The organism is Spirillospora sp. NPDC047279, assembly GCF_040643285.1.
GTDB lineage: Bacteria > Actinomycetota > Actinomycetes > Streptosporangiales > Streptosporangiaceae > Spirillospora.
Map to the genome: position 1 here is coordinate 273,834 of NZ_JBEYUA010000012.1, position 16,595 is coordinate 290,428.

15 protein-coding genes are annotated in these 16,595 nt (G+C 74.3%); 13 read left to right on the forward strand and 2 right to left on the reverse strand.

What is annotated here, in order from left to right:
- Positions 1 to 64: 64 nt before the first annotated feature.
- From ABZ810_RS29835 to metK, 8 genes are all read left to right on the forward strand, one after another.
- Positions 65 to 943: a dihydroorotate dehydrogenase electron transfer subunit gene (locus ABZ810_RS29835; protein ID WP_358408988.1), complete on the forward strand. Its 879-nt coding sequence runs from the start codon at positions 65 to 67 to the stop codon at positions 941 to 943.
- A complete protein-coding gene (locus ABZ810_RS29840) occupies positions 940 to 1,923 on the forward strand; it encodes a dihydroorotate dehydrogenase (RefSeq protein ID WP_358408989.1) in 984 nt (327 codons plus the stop codon). The genes ABZ810_RS29835 and ABZ810_RS29840 overlap by 4 nt, the downstream gene beginning before the upstream one ends.
- Entirely contained in the window at positions 1,920 to 2,618 is a 699-nt protein-coding gene (pyrF, locus tag ABZ810_RS29845; RefSeq protein ID WP_358408991.1) for an orotidine-5'-phosphate decarboxylase, read from the forward strand. The genes ABZ810_RS29840 and pyrF overlap by 4 nt, the downstream gene beginning before the upstream one ends.
- Positions 2,619 to 3,277: 659 nt before the next feature.
- A complete protein-coding gene (gene mihF, locus ABZ810_RS29850) occupies positions 3,278 to 3,601 on the forward strand; it encodes an integration host factor, actinobacterial type (RefSeq protein ID WP_358408993.1) in 324 nt (107 codons plus the stop codon).
- A 62-nt stretch (positions 3,602 to 3,663) separates the two neighbouring features.
- The gene (gene gmk, locus ABZ810_RS29855; RefSeq protein WP_358408995.1) at positions 3,664 to 4,293 is read left to right on the forward strand and encodes a guanylate kinase; all 630 of its coding nucleotides are present in this window, start codon (positions 3,664 to 3,666) and stop codon (positions 4,291 to 4,293) included.
- A gap of 22 nt (positions 4,294 to 4,315) precedes the next feature.
- The gene (rpoZ, locus tag ABZ810_RS29860) at positions 4,316 to 4,570 is read left to right on the forward strand and encodes a DNA-directed RNA polymerase subunit omega (RefSeq protein WP_151566392.1); all 255 of its coding nucleotides are present in this window, start codon (positions 4,316 to 4,318) and stop codon (positions 4,568 to 4,570) included.
- Positions 4,571 to 4,584: 14 nt separating this feature from the next.
- The gene (gene coaBC, locus ABZ810_RS29865) at positions 4,585 to 5,775 is read left to right on the forward strand and encodes a bifunctional phosphopantothenoylcysteine decarboxylase/phosphopantothenate--cysteine ligase CoaBC (RefSeq protein WP_358408997.1); all 1,191 of its coding nucleotides are present in this window, start codon (positions 4,585 to 4,587) and stop codon (positions 5,773 to 5,775) included.
- Between the two features lie 169 nt (positions 5,776 to 5,944).
- Positions 5,945 to 7,138 (forward strand): methionine adenosyltransferase, encoded by a 1,194-nt coding sequence (metK, locus tag ABZ810_RS29870; RefSeq protein ID WP_358408998.1) that lies wholly within the window; start codon positions 5,945 to 5,947, stop codon positions 7,136 to 7,138.
- A gap of 86 nt (positions 7,139 to 7,224) precedes the next feature.
- On the opposite strand, the gene ABZ810_RS29875 is transcribed toward metK, so the two are convergent.
- Positions 7,225 to 7,692: a hypothetical protein gene (locus ABZ810_RS29875; RefSeq protein ID WP_358409000.1), complete on the reverse strand. Its 468-nt coding sequence runs from the start codon at positions 7,690 to 7,692 to the stop codon at positions 7,225 to 7,227.
- 22 nt (positions 7,693 to 7,714) lie between these two features.
- Positions 7,715 to 9,394, reverse strand: a complete 1,680-nt coding sequence (locus ABZ810_RS29880; RefSeq protein ID WP_358409002.1) for an MFS transporter — start codon at positions 9,392 to 9,394, stop codon at positions 7,715 to 7,717.
- A 193-nt stretch (positions 9,395 to 9,587) separates the two neighbouring features.
- Here ABZ810_RS29880 and ABZ810_RS29885 point away from each other — a divergent pair, with 193 nt between their 5' ends.
- The 5 genes from ABZ810_RS29885 (at position 9,588) to ABZ810_RS29905 (ending at position 16,575) form a co-directional block, all read left to right on the forward strand.
- Positions 9,588 to 11,759, forward strand: a complete 2,172-nt coding sequence (locus tag ABZ810_RS29885; protein WP_358409003.1) for a primosomal protein N' — start codon at positions 9,588 to 9,590, stop codon at positions 11,757 to 11,759.
- Between the two features lie 16 nt (positions 11,760 to 11,775).
- Positions 11,776 to 13,584 (forward strand): hypothetical protein, encoded by a 1,809-nt coding sequence (locus ABZ810_RS29890; protein ID WP_358409004.1) that lies wholly within the window; start codon positions 11,776 to 11,778, stop codon positions 13,582 to 13,584.
- A 75-nt stretch (positions 13,585 to 13,659) separates the two neighbouring features.
- Positions 13,660 to 14,205: a peptide deformylase gene (gene def / locus ABZ810_RS29895; RefSeq protein ID WP_358409005.1), complete on the forward strand. Its 546-nt coding sequence runs from the start codon at positions 13,660 to 13,662 to the stop codon at positions 14,203 to 14,205.
- 1 nt (position 14,206) lies between these two features.
- Positions 14,207 to 15,157: a methionyl-tRNA formyltransferase gene (fmt, locus tag ABZ810_RS29900; RefSeq protein WP_358409007.1), complete on the forward strand. Its 951-nt coding sequence runs from the start codon at positions 14,207 to 14,209 to the stop codon at positions 15,155 to 15,157.
- Positions 15,157 to 16,575: a transcription antitermination factor NusB gene (locus ABZ810_RS29905; RefSeq protein ID WP_358409008.1), complete on the forward strand. Its 1,419-nt coding sequence runs from the start codon at positions 15,157 to 15,159 to the stop codon at positions 16,573 to 16,575. Before fmt ends, ABZ810_RS29905 begins: the two co-directional genes overlap by 1 nt.
- The last annotated feature ends 20 nt before the right edge of the window (positions 16,576 to 16,595 follow it).

Sequence of the window (16,595 nt, forward strand, 5' to 3'; positions counted from 1 at the left end):
GAACCGGGCGGGGCCGCCGCTGCGGAACGGCCCCGCCCGGCCGCACACGACGAGAGGGAGATGGGTGTCCGACACACCGGTGCAGACGTCGGCAACCGTTCTGACGGTCCGCCAGGTGCAGGACTACCACGCGATGACGCTGGTGGCGCCGGCGATCGCCGAACGTTTCCGGCCCGGTCAGTTCGTGGCCCTCGCCGTCGGCGGCGAGCACACCAGCCGTCTCGTCCGCCGCTGCTTCGGCGTCTACGAGGTCAAGTCCGACTACGGCGGCACCGTCGAGGTCGTCTTCGCCGACCGCGACCCCGGCACCGCCTGGCTCGCCGGCCGCCGCGCCCGCGACCAGGTCGACCTCGTCGGGCCGCTGGGCCGCCCGTTCCGCCTGCCGCGCGACCCGGTGAGCTGCCTGCTCGTCGGCGGCGGCCCCGGGGGAGCGGCCCTCTTCGCCCTCGCCGACACCCTGCACCGGCGCGGCTGCCAGGTGCACTTCGTCCTCGGCGGCCCGTCCGCGCGCCAGGTCTTCGGCTCGCGCATGGCCCAGCGCATCGGCGACACCGCCGTCATCACCACCGAGGACGGCACCCTGGGAGAGCCCGGCACCGTCCGCGGCGTCCTCCCGCGCGTCATCCAGGAGACCGGCGCCGACGTCCTCTACGGCTGCGGCCCCACCCGCCTCCTGCGCACCGTCACCGCCACCGCCGCCAACTACGGCCTCCCCTCCCAGGTCTCGGTCGAGGAGTTCCTGCAAGAGACCGGCGCGTGCGGCATCGGCGTGTGCATGACGTGCGTCCTGCCGATCCACGGCGACGACGGCGTCACCCGCATGGTCCGCGCCTGCGCCGACGGCCCGGTGCTGCGCGGCGACCGGGTCCGCTGGGGCGACCTGGGCACCATCCCGTTCGACGCCCTCGGCGCCCCCCGCGCATTCAGCGGAGGTACCAAGTGAGCGAACGCATGAAGACGCCGCTGCTCGACCTGCCCAGCCCCGTCATGACGGCCGCCGGCTGCGGCGGCACCGGGCGGGAGCTCGCGCAGTTCTTCGACCTCTCCCGCATCGGCGCGTTCGTCACCACCTCGGTCATGCCGCAGCCCCGCGCCGGCCGCCCGACGCCGCGCATGACCGAGACCCCGAGCGGCCTCCTCACCGCCATGGGCCTGCCCGGGCCGGGCATCGACTCGTTCCTCGAACGCGACCTGCCCTGGCTCCAGGAGCAGGAGGTGCGCACGATCGTCTCGGTGGCGGGCAACAGCGTCGAGGAGTACGCCGAGCTGTCGCGGCGGCTGGCCACCACGCCCGGCATCACCGCGATCGAGGTCAACATCGCCTGCCCCAACGTCGAGGACCGCGGCCGGATGTTCGCCTGGCACCCGCAGGCCGCCGCCGCGGTGGTCCGCGCCGTCAGGACGCACGCCCGCGTCCCGGTCTTCGCCAAGCTCGCGCCCGACGTCACCGACATCGTCACCATCGCCCTGGCCTGCGCCGACGCGGGCGCCGACGGCCTCACCCTGATCAACACCATCGAGGGCATGGCCGTCGACCCGCAGACCCTGCGGCCGTCCCTCACCGGCGTCTCCGGCGGGCTCAGCGGTCCCGCCATCCGCCCGGTGGCGCTCCGCTGCGTCTACCAGGTGCACGCCGCGCTCCCCACCACGCCCATCATCGGCGTGGGCGGCGTCGCCACCGGCCTGGACGCCCTGGAGTTCGTCCTGGCCGGCGCCTCCGCCGTGGCGGTCGGCACGACGCTCTTCCACGACCCGTCCGCGGCCCAGCGCATCACCCGCGAGCTGGACGAGGCGCTCTCCACCCGCCGCCTCCGCCTCGCCGACGCCATCGGCCTCGCCCACAAGCCCACCGGATACGTACCGCCCCAGGTCCACCCCGAGCCCGTCGAGGAACGGAGCGCGGAAAAGGAGAAGCTGCCGTGATCCCCGCCCCCATCGCCGTCGCCCTGGACGCGCCCGACCTGGAGACCGCCGCCCGCTGGGCCAGCCTGGTGACCCCGCACGTCAGCACCGTGAAGGTGGGCCTCGAGCTCTACCTGCGCTACGGCCCCGACGTCGTGGCCAGCGTGCGCGGCGCCAGCCGCGTCCAGGTCTTCCTCGACCTCAAGTTGCACGACATCCCGGCCACGGTCGCCGGCGCCACCCGCGCCGTGGCCCGCCTCAAGCCCGCGTTCCTCACCGTGCACGCCGGCGGCGGCCAGGCGATGATCCGCGCCGCCGTCGAGGCCGCCCCCGCCACCAAGATCGCGGCCGTGACCGTGCTCACGTCCCTCAACGACGCCGACCTGACCTCCATCGGCCTCGCCGGACCGGCCTCAGACGCCGTACGCCGCCTCGCGGCCCTCGCGGTGGACGCGGGAGCCCAAGCGCTTGTCTGCTCGCCTCAGGAGGCCGCTGCGGTCCGCGCAGAGGTCGGCCCCGACATCACCCTCATCACCCCGGGCGTCCGTCCCCCCGGCGCCGACACCCAGGACCAGGCCCGCGTCGCCACCCCCGAGGAGGCCCTCTCCGCCGGCGCCGACCTCCTCGTGATCGGCCGCCCCATCACCGGCGCCCCCGACCCCGGCGCCGCGGCCGCCGCCATCGCCGTCGCCCTCCGCCGAGCCGCAACCCCCTGACGCGCCCGCCCGAACCGCCCCTCACCCGCTCCCGCACGTTCGCCCCCGCTCCCGCCACTCCCGCCACTCCCGCCACTCCCGCCACTTCGGCCGAACCTCTAGCCGTCCGCCGTTCCGCCGCGCGGCCGTGCCGTCGTGCCCGCGGTCCCGCCTACCCGACGCGCGCCGTGCCGCCGTGCCGCCGTGCCGCCGTGCCGCCGTGCCGCCGTGCCGCCGTGCCGCCGTGCCGCCGTGCCGCCGTGCCGGCGCGGGTGGGATTGGAGTGGGGATTGGGGGTTCGTGGGTTGTGTGTCGGGTCTGACTGGCGTTCCCAAGAAGTGGACAAATTGGGTTAATCGGGGCGGGCATTCGGGGGTTGCGGGTTAATCGGGTGGAAGTGTGATGCGGATCACGGGGAGGTCGGGGGCGTGGGGTGACAGGTGACACTTTTAGTGCCCGGAAGGGTGGTTTTTTGCGATCTTGCGAAAGGCCCAGGATGGCGGGGGGTTGGGCTTACAGGGGTCCGAGTTGTGCACCGTCCGTATTCAGGACACTCCAAGGAGTGATTTTCGTGATTTTGTGGCGTGCTAAACGGCACTTCACGTTGCCTTATGGGGTCTGAACTCGCTAGTTTCCCAACCCGTCCGACTCCGTCGAGTGGAAACCTGAGGTGACCCGGCGTGGCTCTTCCGCCCCTAACCCCCGAACAGCGCGCCGCAGCCCTTGAGAAGGCTGCCAAGGCTCGCAAGGAGCGGGCCGAGGTGAAGAACAAGCTCAAGCACGGGGGAACCTCGCTTGCCGAGGTCCTCAAGGAGGGGCAGACCGACGACGTCATCGGAAAGATGAAGGTGTCGGCCCTCCTCGAATCCCTGCCCGGTGTGGGCAAGGTGCGTGCGAAGCAGATCATGGAACGTCTGGGCATCGCCGAGTCGCGCCGCGTGCGCGGCCTCGGCGCCAACCAGCGTGCCTCCCTGGAGCGTGAGTTCGGCGGCGGCAGCCGCTGATGCGACTCGCGGGCGGGCGCGGCGGTTCGGACGTCGCGGCCGGCTGGGGTATACCCATGGGCATGCCCGCCTCCGGCCCCATCCCGTCCAGTTCCGGCACACCCATTCCTGTGCCGGACGGCTCCCAGACGCAAGACCAGCTCGTGCGGCGGCTGACGGTCCTCTCCGGTCCGTCAGGCGTCGGCAAGAGCACGGTCGTCGCCGAGATCCGGCGAGCGCACCCAGAGGTGTGGCTGTCGGTCTCGGTGACCACCCGGCCCCCGCGGCCGGGTGAGACCCACGGCGTGCAGTACTTCTTCGTCGACGACGCCGGTTTCGACCGGCTCGTCGCCGAAGGGGAGCTGCTGGAGTGGGCCGAGTTCGCGGGCAACCGTTACGGGACGCCGCGGCGTCCCGTGATGGAGCGCCTCGGACGCGGCGAGTCCGTGCTCCTGGAGATCGACCTCCAGGGGGCGCGGCAGGTCCGGCAGAGCATGCCCGAGGCGATCCTGGTGTTCCTGGCGCCGCCCTCGTGGGAGGAGCTCGTCCGCCGGCTGGTCGGCCGCGGGACCGAGCCGCCCGAGGTGATCGAGCGCAGGCTCGAGGCGGCCCGGATCGAGCTGGCCGCCGAGAAGGAGTTCGACGTCACCTTGATCAACACGGCCGTCCAGGACGTGTGCGGTGAGCTGGTAACGTTGATGTCCGTTCAATAATCCACTAGTGGAAGGCGACGGTGTGGCAGCCAGCACCGAAGGCATCACCAACCCGTCGATCGACGAGCTCCTCGAGGTCGTCGACACCAAGTACGGCCTCGTGAGCATCGCCGCCAAGCGCGCGCGGCAGATCAACGCCTACTACGCCCAGCTGGGCGAGGGCCTGCTCGAGTACGTCGGCCCGCTCGTCGAGACCCAGGTGCAGGAGAAGCCGCTGTCGATCGCGCTCCGCGAGACGCGCGAAGGCCTCCTCAACGCCGAGCCCATCGAGGGCTGAAGCTCCAACCGATCATGACCTCTCGCGTCGTCCTCGGCGTCAGCGCGGGCATCGCCGCGTACAAGGCGTGCGAACTGCTGCGCCGGCTGAAGGAGTCGGGGCACGACGTCACCGTCGTGCCCACCCGGGACGCCCTGCGCTTCGTGGGCGAGCCCACCTGGGCCGCCCTGTCGGGGCGGCCGGTGGCGACCGACGTCTGGGACGGGGTCAGCGAGGTCCCGCACGTCCGGCTGGGTCAGGAGGCGGACCTCGTCTTCGTGGCCCCGGCGACGGCCGACCTGCTGGCCCGTGCGGCGCACGGGCTCGCCGACGACCTGCTCACCAACACGCTGCTGACGGCGCGGTGTCCCGTGGTGTTCGCGCCCGCGATGCACACCGAGATGTGGGAGCACGCGGCGACCCGGGCCAACGTGGCGACCCTGCGCGCCCGCGGCGCCATCGTGATCGAGCCCGCGTCCGGGCGGCTCACCGGCAAGGACACCGGCAAGGGCCGGCTGCCCGAGCCCGCCGAGCTGTTCGAGGTCGCGACGCGGATCCTGGCCGGCGCCCCCTCCGACCTCTCCGGGCGGCACGTGGTGATCTCCGCGGGCGGCACGCGCGAGGCCATCGACCCGGTGCGGTTCATCGGCAACCGTTCCTCGGGTCTGCAGGGCTATGCCCTGGCGCGCACGGCCGCGGCCCGGGGGGCCAGGGTGACCCTGGTGGCGGCCAACGTCGCGTTGCCGGATCCGGCGGGGGCCGACGTGGTGCCCGTGGGCTCGGCCGAGGAGATGCGCAAGGTCGTCCTCGAGGCCGCCGGTGACGCCGACTCGGTCGTGATGGCCGCCGCGGTGGCCGACTTTCGACCGGCCGACTACCAGGGCTCGAAGATCAAGAAGTCTCCGGGCGCCGAGCCCGAGCCGATCCGGCTGACCAAGAACCCGGACATTCTGGCCGAGCTCGGCCAGCGGCGCGCGCCGGGCCAGGTGATCGTGGGGTTCGCCGCCGAGACCGACGACGTGCTGGCCAACGGCCGCGAGAAGCTCGCCCGCAAGGGCTGTGACCTGCTGGTCGTCAACCAGGTCGGGGACGGCATCACCTTCGGGCAGGCCGACAACGCGGCGACGGTGCTCGCGGCCGACGGCGATCCGGTGACGTTCCCGCGGGGGCCCAAGGAGGCCCTCGCTGACCTGGTGTGGGACCTCGTGACCGCTCGGCTCGAGTGATATACCTACCAGATCGGTGAGGAATGAGCGTCCCTCGAGTGAGGGCCGATAGACTTCGCCGCGACAAGCTCATAAGACCTGGCGGGGGGCACGGTCGCCCGCCGCCTCCCTTTTTCGTCCGTCCGCCCTGCGACATCAGTCAGCAGCCGCTGCAAGGAGTTCACGTAACGTGTCTCGCCGCCTGTTCACCTCCGAGTCCGTCACCGAAGGACATCCGGACAAGATCGCGGACCAGATCAGTGACGCGATCCTCGATTCCATGCTCAAGGACGACCCCAAGAGCCGGGTCGCCGTCGAGACCATGATCACCACTGGCCAGGTGCACGTCGCCGGCGAGGTCACCACCGAGACCTACGTGGACATCCCCGGCGTCATCCGGGAGAAGATCCTCGAGATCGGCTACGACTCGTCCAAGAAGGGCTTCGACGGCCACTCCTGCGGCGTGTCGGTGTCGATCGGCGCGCAGTCCCCGGACATCGCGCAGGGTGTTGACGACGCGTACGAGACCCGCGAGGGCGAGGGCATCGACGACCTCGACCGGCAGGGCGCCGGCGACCAGGGCCTGATGTTCGGTTACGCGACCAGCGAGACCCCCGAGCTGATGCCGCTGCCCATCACGCTCGCGCACAAGCTGTCCCACCGCCTTTCGGCCGTTCGCAAGTCCGGCCAGGTGCCCTACCTGCGCCCGGACGGCAAGACCCAGGTCACCATCGAGTACGACGGCGACCGCGCGGTGCGCCTCGACACCGTCGTCGTCTCCAGCCAGCACGCTCCCGACATCGACCTCAAGGAGCTGCTGGCCCCGGACATCAAGGAGCACGTGGTCGACCCCGTGCTCGCCCAGTTCGACCTGGACGTCAGCGACTACCGGCTGCTGGTCAACCCGACCGGCCGCTTCGAGATCGGCGGCCCGATGGGCGACGCCGGCCTCACCGGCCGCAAGATCATCGTCGACACCTACGGCGGCATGGCCCGCCACGGCGGCGGCGCGTTCTCCGGCAAGGACCCGTCCAAGGTCGACCGGTCCGCCGCGTACGCCATGCGCTGGGTCGCCAAGAACATCGTCGCGGCGCGGCTCGCCGAGCGCGCCGAGGTGCAGGTCGCCTACGCGATCGGCAAGGCCCACCCGGTCGGCGTCTTCGTGGAGACCTTCGGCACCGAGAAGGTGTCCGTGACCAAGATCCAGGAGGCCGTCGCCCAGGTCTTCGACCTGCGCCCGGCCGCCATCGTCCGCGACCTGGACCTGCTGCGCCCGATCTACTCCCAGACCGCCGCGTACGGCCACTTCGGCCGTCCGGAGCCGGACTTCTCCTGGGAGCGCACCGACCGCGCCGAGGCCCTGGCCCAGGCCGCCGGTCTCTGACGAACGGCACGGCGCGCGTACGAACGCGCGATCCACGGCACGAACGCGAGGCCCCGGGGAGCCGCTCCCCGGGGCCTTCGCGCGTCTCAGTCCAGGAAGCCGCCCGTCCGCAGCAGGTGGAGCATGTCGTGGAAGCCGTGGACGCAGGCGGCGGTCACGGCCGGATAGCCGCCCGCCGTCTCGGCGAACTCCAGCAGGAAGAACGCGTCGAGGTCGTCGGGGCGCTCCTCGTGGGCCTCGACGACCACACCGGTGCCGGGGTGCTCGAAGCGGATGTGCGGGCCGTGCGGGAAGGCGGCCCAGCCCTCGTCGTCCCCGGAGACCAGGGCGCGGGCCCGGCGGCGGAAGTCGGCCACCAGGCGGCGGAGCTCGGGCTGGACGCGGCGCGCCTCCTCGGGCCCGGCCAGGCGCATGGCGGTGACCCTGTCCGGCCCCGACATGAAGACGTGCACGCCGTCGTAGCCGCGCCAGCGCCGCACATCGTCCTGCGGGTCGGCGGAAGGGAAGACCGCGTGCCGTCCCCGCACGACCGCGCGGAGGCCGCCGGGGGTCACTCGCCACGGCGTGACCACCGGATCAGCCGGTCGAGCAGGGGGTGCCGCGGGGGAGCTCGTAGCGGGCGCCGATGGAGTAGCGGCCGGGGCCGGGCGCGTCCAGCCGGACGAAGTCGCCCGCGCGCGCCACGCAGCCGTCCCCGGGCCCGCGCACGCTCAGCCAGGGCGACCACGCGATGCGCAGGAGCACCGAGCCCTTGGCGGGCATCCGCACGACCAGCCGGTCGGGGTCGATGCGCTCCACGGCGGCGGGCGCGTCGGCCAGCGGCGTGGGGTCGGCGACCTGGTAGACGCGCCAGTGCCGGTCGCGCCAGACCTCGCTGAGGTACGGCTGGCCGCCGCGGACGAGGGCCGCCTCGTCGCGCGCGGCCCAGTCGACCTCGCGTTCGGGCAGCACGACGTAGCGCACCGCCCAGGTGCGCAGCCAGTCGCGGTAGGTCCCGGCGCCGAGCGTCCTGTCGTAGAAGAGCGCGTTGCGGTGGGCGTCGACCTGGCGGTTCCAGCCGCGGGCGAGGGTGAAGTCCTTGCTCAGGCCGTACGCCTCCCAGTGCGAGCGCAGCGGGACGACCTCGATCCGGCCGCGGTCGGCGCCGAGCCGGCGCAGCTCGGCGATCAGGGCTTTGGAGTGCCGCGCGGTCGCGCCCGCCGGGCGGGTGTGGATCAGGTCGTCGACCGGCTTGACCACCTGCCAGACCGAGGTGACCATGAACGCCAGGCAGAGCACCGCCAGCCGGAACCGGCCGGTGGTGCGGGCCACGGCGATGATCAGGAACATCCCGCCGAACATCAGCGCGAGCCGTTCGACGTTGCTGCCGATCGGCGAGGGGATGGCCCAGGTGAGCAGGATCCCGATCAGGTAGACGCCCGCGCCGACGCGCACGACCGTCCACGACCGCGGCGCGCACAGCGTCACCGCGACCACGCTGGCGAGCGTGGGCAGCACGATGGCCGTCGTGGAGATCGGCTGCTTGCCGTAGAACGGGAACAGCGCCGATGTCGCCGCCACGACCAGCGGCGGGCCCAGCGCCAGCATGATCCCGGCCCGGCGCCGGCCGGTCAGGAACAGCGCCGCCGCCAGCACCAGCACGAACAGGCCGGCCACCGGGCTGGCCAGCGTCGCGAGCACGCCGAGCAGCAACATGCCGCCGGCCCTGATCGCCGGGGTGCCGCGCGGCGAGAACGCCGGGAACACCGCCCACAGCGCGAACAGCAGGCCCAGGCCGAAGGTCACCCGGCCGGACGCGGAGTTGCACGAGATGGCGAAACCGGCCCAGACCGCCGCGGTCGTCGCCATCGGCGCCCGGAACTTCACCAGCAGCAGGCCGACCAGCGTCGCCGACAACGTGCCGGTGACCGCAGCGACCGTGCGGATGCCGAACCAGCCCATGAGGTACGGGGACAGCACGCTGTAGGAGGCCGGGTGCATGCCGCCGTACCAGGCCAGGTTGTAGGAGGCCTCGGGATGCTGCCGCGCGAACGTCGTCCAGGCGGCCTGGGCGGCGAGGTCGCCGCCGTTGTTGGCCAGGTAGAACCCCCACACCAGGTGCAGGATCCCCGCCGTGAGCGTGGCCGCCATCACCGGCTTGCGGGGGTCGAGCCAGTCCCGCGCCCGCCGCGCGGCGGACGGCGGCGGGGACACCCGGCGCGGCGGCGCGTCGGCGGCCCGGCCCGCCACCCGTTCCGGGGTCTCGGCGGTGGTCACGCGACCGGGGTGCTGCTGAAGGCCGTGTTGCTGAAGGCCGCGTTCTTGAAGGCCGCGTTCTTGAAGGACATAAGGGGACCCGAGGGCATCGGGCAATGATCCCGTCAACCGGGTGGTAGTTCAAACCGGCGACCCGGCCGGCCCGGCCGAGCCGTCCGGCGGCCGGGCGCCCCTCATCTGGTAGGACGGGGACGTGACGAACGAAGGCGGCGAGGCGGAGCTCATCCCGGGGCTGGACGACATCGTTCCCGAGCCCGCCGCGAAGCCCCCGCGCAAGCCCGCCGGCAAGAACGGCGGGAACGGCGGGAACGGCGGCGGGAACGGAGCCAAGACCGCCGCCAAGCCGGGCGCCAAGGGGGCCGCGGCCCGCAGGACGGCCAAGAAGGGTGCGCGGCGGCCCGCCGACAACCTCCCGGTGGCGAGGATCGCGGTGGACGTGGCCCTCCCGCATCTGGACCGCCCTTTCGACTACCTCGTGCAGACCGAGCTGGACGAGCAGGCTGTGCCCGGCTGCCGGGTCCGCGTGCGGTTCGCCGGCCAGCTGGTGGACGGCTTCCTTCTCGAACGCGTCGCGGAGAGCGACCACGAGGGGCGGCTCAGTTTCCTGGACCGTGTGGTCTCGCCGGAGCCGGTGCTGGCACCGGAGATCGCCGCGCTGGCCCGCGAGGTCGCCGACCGCTACGCCGGGTCCCTCTTCGACGTGCTGCGCCTGGCGATCCCGCCCCGGCAGGCCCGGGTCGAGGCCGAACCGCCCGGCGAACACTCCGGCACCGAGGCTCCGGACGGGCCCGGCGCCTGGGCCGGCTACCCCAACGGCCCCTCCTTCCTGACCGCGCTCGCCGGCGGGCGGGCGCCGCGCGCCGTCTGGACCGCACTGCCGGGCCCGGAGTGGGCCGCCGCGCTGGCCCGCGCCGCCGCCGTCGCGCTGGCGGCCGGCCGCGGCGCCCTGATCGTGGTCGCCGACTGGCGCGACGTCGCCCGGGTCGACGAGGCGCTCACGGCCGAGCTGGGGGAGGGGCGGCACGTCGCGCTCACCGCCGACCTGAAGCCGTCCGAGCGCTACCGGCGGTGGCTGGCGATCCTGCGCGGCTCGGCCCGCGCCGTGGTCGGCACCCGCGCCGCGATGTTCGCGCCCGTCCACGATCTGGGCCTGGTCGTGCTGTGGGACGACGGCGACGACGTGCACCCCGACCCGCACGCCCCGTACCCGCATCCCCGCGAGGTCCTGGCGCTGCGGGCGCACCGCACCGGCGCCGCGGCGCTGATCGGCGGGTTCACCCGGACGACCGAGGGGACGCAGCTGGTCGAGTCGGGCTGGGCCCACGCGCTGGCCGCCGACCGCGTCCGGATCCGGGAGCTCATGCCGCGCGTCGGGCCGGTCGGCGAGGACGCCGAACTGCCCAAGGACGCCGCCGCCCGCACCGCCCGCCTGCCGAACATGGCGTTCCAGGCCGCGCGGCGCGCCCTCGAGGACGGGCCCGTGCTCGTCCAGGTGCCGCGCCGCGGCTACCTGCCCGCGCTCGCCTGCGGGCGCTGCCGCACGCAGGCGCGCTGCACCGCCTGCCAGGGGCCGCTCGCCCTCCAGTCCTCGCACGCCACGCCCTACTGCCGCTGGTGCGGGCGCATCGCCGGAGACTGGCGCTGCCCCGAGTGCGGCCACATCCACATCCGCGCGATCGTCGTCGGCGCCAAGCGCACCGCCGAGGAGCTGGGCCGGGCGTTCCCCGGCGTCGCGGTGCGGACGTCGGGCCGCGGCGCCGTCCTCGACCGGATCGGACCGCAGCGAGCCCTGGTGGTGGCCACCCCGGGCGCCGAGCCGATGGCCGAGGACGGCTACACCGCGGCGCTCCTGCTGGACGGCTGGGCGCTGCTGGGCCGCGCCGACCTGCGCGCGGGCGAGGAGACGCTGCGCCGCTGGATGAACGCGGCCGCCCTCGTCCGGCCCGGCGGCCCGGTCGTCGTGGCGGCGGACGGCTCGCTGCCCGCCGTGCAGGCGCTCGTCCGCTGGGACCCGGTCACCTTCGCCGAGCGCGAGCTGGAGGAACGCCGCGAGGCCGGGTTCCCGCCCGCCGTCCGGATGGCCTCGCTGACGGCCTCGCCGGCGGCGATCCGCGGGCTGCTGTCGGACGCCAGGCTGCCCGACGGCGCCGAGGTCCTGGGCCCGGTGTCGGCGCCCGCGTCCGCCGCGTCCGCGCCCGCCACGCTGGAAGGCGACGCGCCCGAGCGGGAACGGGCGCTGATCCGCGTCCGGCGTGCGGCCGGGCCCGCTCTGGCGAAGGCGCTCAAGGAGGCGCAGGGCGTGCGCAGCGCGCGCAAGGCCGAGGAGTACGTCCGCGTCCAGATCGACCCCCTGGAGCTGCTCTGAGCACTAAGGTTTCCGCGTGGCCGACAACTGGGTGGAGACCCTCGCCGACGATCTGCGGCGATGGGCGGACGGGCGTGACGACGCCGTCGACGTACAGGGTGCGCTGCTGCTCCTGGACCTCGCGAGGGACGAGCTCGGCCTGGGCGGGCCGCCCGAGCTCACCCCCGAGCGGCTGAGCGACCTGCTGCTCAAGATCTTTCCCGCCGAGGTCGTCGCCGGCGCCGACGAGGTGCCCGCGATCCTGGCGACCGCGCACGCGCTGGCGGCGTTCCTCGGCGAGACCGGCGAGGTCTCCGACGCCCGGGCCGCCGAGCTGCGGGCCGAGCTCGACCGCCTCGCGCCCGAGTTCACCACGATCGTCACCGAGGCCGACACCACCGAGCGGCAGGCCGCCGCCGAGGTGATCAGCGCCATGATGGCCGCCGACGGCGTCTCCCTCGACGACCAGGACGAGGTCGACCGCTGGTTGCGGGAGTTCGAGGACCTGCCCGAGGAGGAGCGGTACGCCCGCACCGAGGACTACCTGCGGCAGGCCGAGGAGCTCGTCGTGCCGCCCGTACGGCTGGCGCCCGAGGCCGAGCTGGCCGCCGCCGCCCGCGCGTCCGCGCTGACCGCCCAGGTCCGCGGCCTGGCCGAGTGGGCGGACGGCCGCGCCGTCACCGAGTTCGGCGACCTGCCCGGAGCCGACGCCCTCGCCGCCGCCGAGGCGCTGGGACTGGAGACCCCGCGGCGGGCCGAGGACCTGGAGGTCGAGGACCAGTCCGACCTGCCCGAGCTCGACCGGCTCTGGTGGGCCGCGGTCGAGGCCGAGATGCTCGCCGCCAAGGGCGGGACGGCCGTCGCCGGCCCCTCGCTGGACGACCTGCGCGAGGCCGACGACGAGACGGCGCTCAGCGCGTGGCTGCGGCTGTTCGACGCGGTCGCGGTGCCCGAGCACGAGGGCGACGACGGCCTCGACGCGATCGAGCTGGTGCAGAACGAGCTGACCGGCGTCCTGATCCACCTGTACGAGCAGGAGGACGCGACCCCGGCCGCCGACCTGGCCGACGTCCTCGTCGACCACATCGGCGAGGCGTACGAGCTGTCCGACCGGCGCGCCGTGGCAGACGCCGCCCGCGCGGCGCTGCGGCTGGAGCTCGACGACCTCGTGCACTGGGGCGCCCTGGCCGAGACCGGCGGAGAATACGCGCTCACCCCGCTCGGCGTCTGGGGCGTGCGCGAGCTGCTCGTCGCCGACGGCTTCGTGGCGCCGGTGGTGGGCGACCTGGCCGCCTCCACGGCGGGCGACCTGGTGGCCGGGCTGGTCTGGCACCGCCAGGACACCGCCGACGAGGAGATCGCGGGCTGGCTGGCCGGGCGGGAGCCCGAGGCCGCCGCCGCCGAGCTACTCCAGGTCATGCGGACCGGCGGGCCCGGCGCCCGCAACCTCGCCGCCGCCGTCCTGCACCGGCTGGGCCCGGAGGTCGCGCCGCTGATCGAGGAGGCCGGCGGCCATCCGCTCGTCCGCCCGTACGCGGCGCTCTGGCTCAACCAGAAGACCGGCACGCCGATCGAGCTGGAGCGCGGCGAGTTCGTCTGGATGTTCGTCGACACCGTCGCCGGCATGCTGGAGACCGCCGAGCCCGCGGAGGCGGTGGAGGCCGCGCTGGCCGACGCGCCGGCCGGGGTCGAGCTGGGCGGCATGATCGACGAGATGTGGCAGTGCGAGCACCCGGCCACCGCCGACGTGCTGGACGCGCTGGGCGCCCACGTGCCCGACCGGACGGTCGCCAAGGCGGCCCGCAAGGCCGCCTACAAGGCGCGCTCGGGTCCTGGACGTGGCTGAAGTCTCCGTAGACTGGGCGGAGCAGGTATTCGTCCACCCTCGCCTCGAGCCCACTTGCAGGAAACGGAGTGCCCGTTGGCCGTCAAGCCCATCCGCCTCTTCGGCGACCCTGTGCTCCGCACCCCGGCCGACCCGGTCACCGACTTCGACAAGGAGCTGCGCCAGCTCGTCAAGGACCTCACCGACACGATGATCGACGCGCCCGGCGCGGGGCTGGCGGCGCCGCAGCTCGGCGTGGGCCTGCGGGTGTTCACCTACTACGTCGACGACCGGCTCGGGCATGTGGTCAACCCCACGCTCGACCTGTCGGAGGAGCAGCAGGACGGCGAGGAGGGCTGCCTGTCCCTGCCCGGGCTGAGCTTCCCCACGCCGCGCGCCTACCGGGCGGTGGCCCAGGGCTTCAACATGCACGGTGAGCCCATCACGCTGGAGGGCACCGACCTGCTGGCCCGGTGCGTCCAGCACGAGACCGACCATCTGGACGGGATCATCTTCATCGACCGGATGGACCCCGAGCAGCGCAAGGCCGCGATGAAGGCCATCCGCGAGGCCGAGTGGTTCGGCGAGCCCGCCCCGGTCGTCAAGGACTCCCCGCACCGCACCTTCGGGAAGGCCCTCTGACGTGCGTCTGGTCTTCGCAGGTACGCCCGAGACCGCCGTCCCCTCGCTGGAGGCGCTGCTGGCGTCGGGCCACGAGGTCGCCGCGGTGGTCACCCGGCCCGACGGGCGGTCGGGACGCGGCCGCAAGCTGGTGGCCAGCCCGGTCGCGGAGACCGCCGAGGCGGCCGGGGTCGAGGTGCTCAAGCCCGCCAAGGCGAGCGACCCGGCCTTCCTGGAGCGGCTGAGGGAGATCGCGCCGGACTGCTGCCCGGTCGTCGCCTACGGGGCGCTGCTGCGGCCCAAGGCCCTGGCGATCCCGCGGCACGGCTGGGTCAACCTGCACTTCTCGCTGCTGCCCGCCTGGCGCGGGGCGGCGCCCGTGCAGCACGCGATCCTGCACGGCGACGACGTCACCGGCGCGGCCACGTTCCAGATCGAGGAGGGCCTCGACACCGGCCCGATCTACGGCGTCCTCACCGAGCCGATCCTGCCCGCCGACACCACCGGCGACCTGCTCGGCCGGCTGGCGGTCGCGGGCGCCAGGCTGCTGCTCGACACCATGAACGGCATCGAGGCGGGCGTCCTGGAGGCCCGGCCGCAGCCCGACGAGGGAGTCTCGACGGCCGCCAAGCTCACGCCCGACGACGCCCGGGTCGACTGGACCGCGCCCGCGATGCGCGTCGACCGGCTCATCCGGGCCTGCACGCCCGCGCCGGGCGCCTGGACGACGCTGCACGGCGAGCGCGTCAAGCTCGGCCCGGTCGCCCTGGCGCCCCGGGATGTGTCACTCGCGGTCGAACGGGGAGGACCCCTGGCGCCCGGCGAACTGCGGGCGGGCAAGAAGGAGGTCCTCGTGGGCACCGGCACCCACCCGGTCGCGCTCGGCGAGGTCCAGCCGCCCGGCAAGCGCCGTATGAACGCCGTGGACTGGACCCGCGGCCACCCGCTCACCGACGAGGATCGCTTCAGCTGATGCCGCCCACCCGAAACCGACGGGGTGACCGCGACCGGAACCGCAGGCCGGGGGCGCCCCGCCGTACCGGCCGCCCCGAGGATCTCGTCCGGCGCACCGCGTTCGACGTCATCCGGGCCGTGGAGACCCGCGACGCGTACGCCAACCTGCTCCTGCCGACGCGGCTGCGCGAACGCGGCCTGAGCGGCCGCGACGCCGCCCTGGCGACCGAGCTGACCTACGGCACGCTGCGCGGCCGCGGCACCTACGACGCCATCCTCGCGCTGTGCAGCGACCGCGAGCTGCGCCGCATCGACGCGCCGCTGCTCGACGTCCTGCGGCTCGGCGCGCACCAGCTGCTCGCCACCCGCATTCCGCCGCACGCCGCCGTCGCCACCGCCGTGGAGCTGGCCCGCACGGTGTCGGGGCCGGGCCAGGCCAAGTTCGCCAACGCGGTGCTGCGCAAGGTGGCGACCCGCGACCTGGACGGCTGGCTCACGATCGTCGCGCCCGAGGGCGGCAACGCGACCGAACGGCTGTCGATCGCGTTCAGCCATCCGCGCTGGATCGTCTCGGCGCTGCGCGACGCGCTCGGCCCGGACGGCGGCGAGATCGACGCGCTGCTGGCCGCCGACAACGACCGGCCGCGGGTGACGCTCGTCGCGCGCCCCGGCCGCGCCACGCTGGAGGAGCTGTACGAGGCGGGTGCCGAGCCCGCCCCCTACTCGCCCTACGCCGCGCTGCTGTCCGAGGGCGACCCGGCCGCCGTGGCCGCCGTCCGGGACGGGCGGGCCGCCGTCCAGGACGAGGCCAGCCAGCTCGTCGCGCTCGCCCTGGCCGAGGCGCCGCTGACCGGGCCGGACGCCCGCTGGGCCGACCTGTGCGCCGGCCCGGGCGGCAAGGCCGGGCTGCTGTCCGCCGTCGCCACCGAACGCGGCGCCCGCCTGCTCGCGTCCGACGTCCAGCCGCACCGGGCCGCCCTGGTCGGCCGCTCGGTGGACGACCGGGCCGGTGTGATCGTCGCCGACGGCACCGTGCCCGCGTGGCGGCCCGGCTCGTTCGACCGGGTCCTCCTCGACGTCCCGTGCACCGGGCTGGGCGCGCTGCGCCGCCGCCCGGAGGCGCGGTGGCGGCGCGGGCCCGGGTCGGTGGCCGACCTCGGGCCGTTGCAGCGGCGGCTGCTGGAGGGCGCGCTGGAGTCCGTCCGCCCGGGCGGCGTCGTCGCGTACGTGACGTGCTCGCCGCACCTGGCCGAGACCCGCGTGGTCGTCGACGACGTGCTGCGCGGCCGGGACGGCGTCGAACGGCTGGACGCGCCGGCCGCGCTCGCCGCGGTGGCCCCGGGCCTGACCGGCGTCGGCGACGGCCCCTACGCGCAGTTCTGGCCGCACCGGCACGGCACCGACGCGATGTTCCTGGCCCTGCTGCGCCGCGCCTGACGTTTCGCCGCCCCCGGCCC

What these genes read in the sequence shown, in the direction of transcription:
- ABZ810_RS29905 (WP_358409008.1), top strand. Translation starts at nt 15,157, where the DNA reads ATGCCGCCCACCCGAAACCGACGGGGTGACCGCGACCGGAACCGCAGG.
- gmk (WP_358408995.1), top strand. Translation starts at nt 3,664, where the DNA reads ATGCCCGCCTCCGGCCCCATCCCGTCCAGTTCCGGCACACCCATTCCT.
- coaBC (WP_358408997.1), top strand. Translation starts at nt 4,585, where the DNA reads ATGACCTCTCGCGTCGTCCTCGGCGTCAGCGCGGGCATCGCCGCGTAC.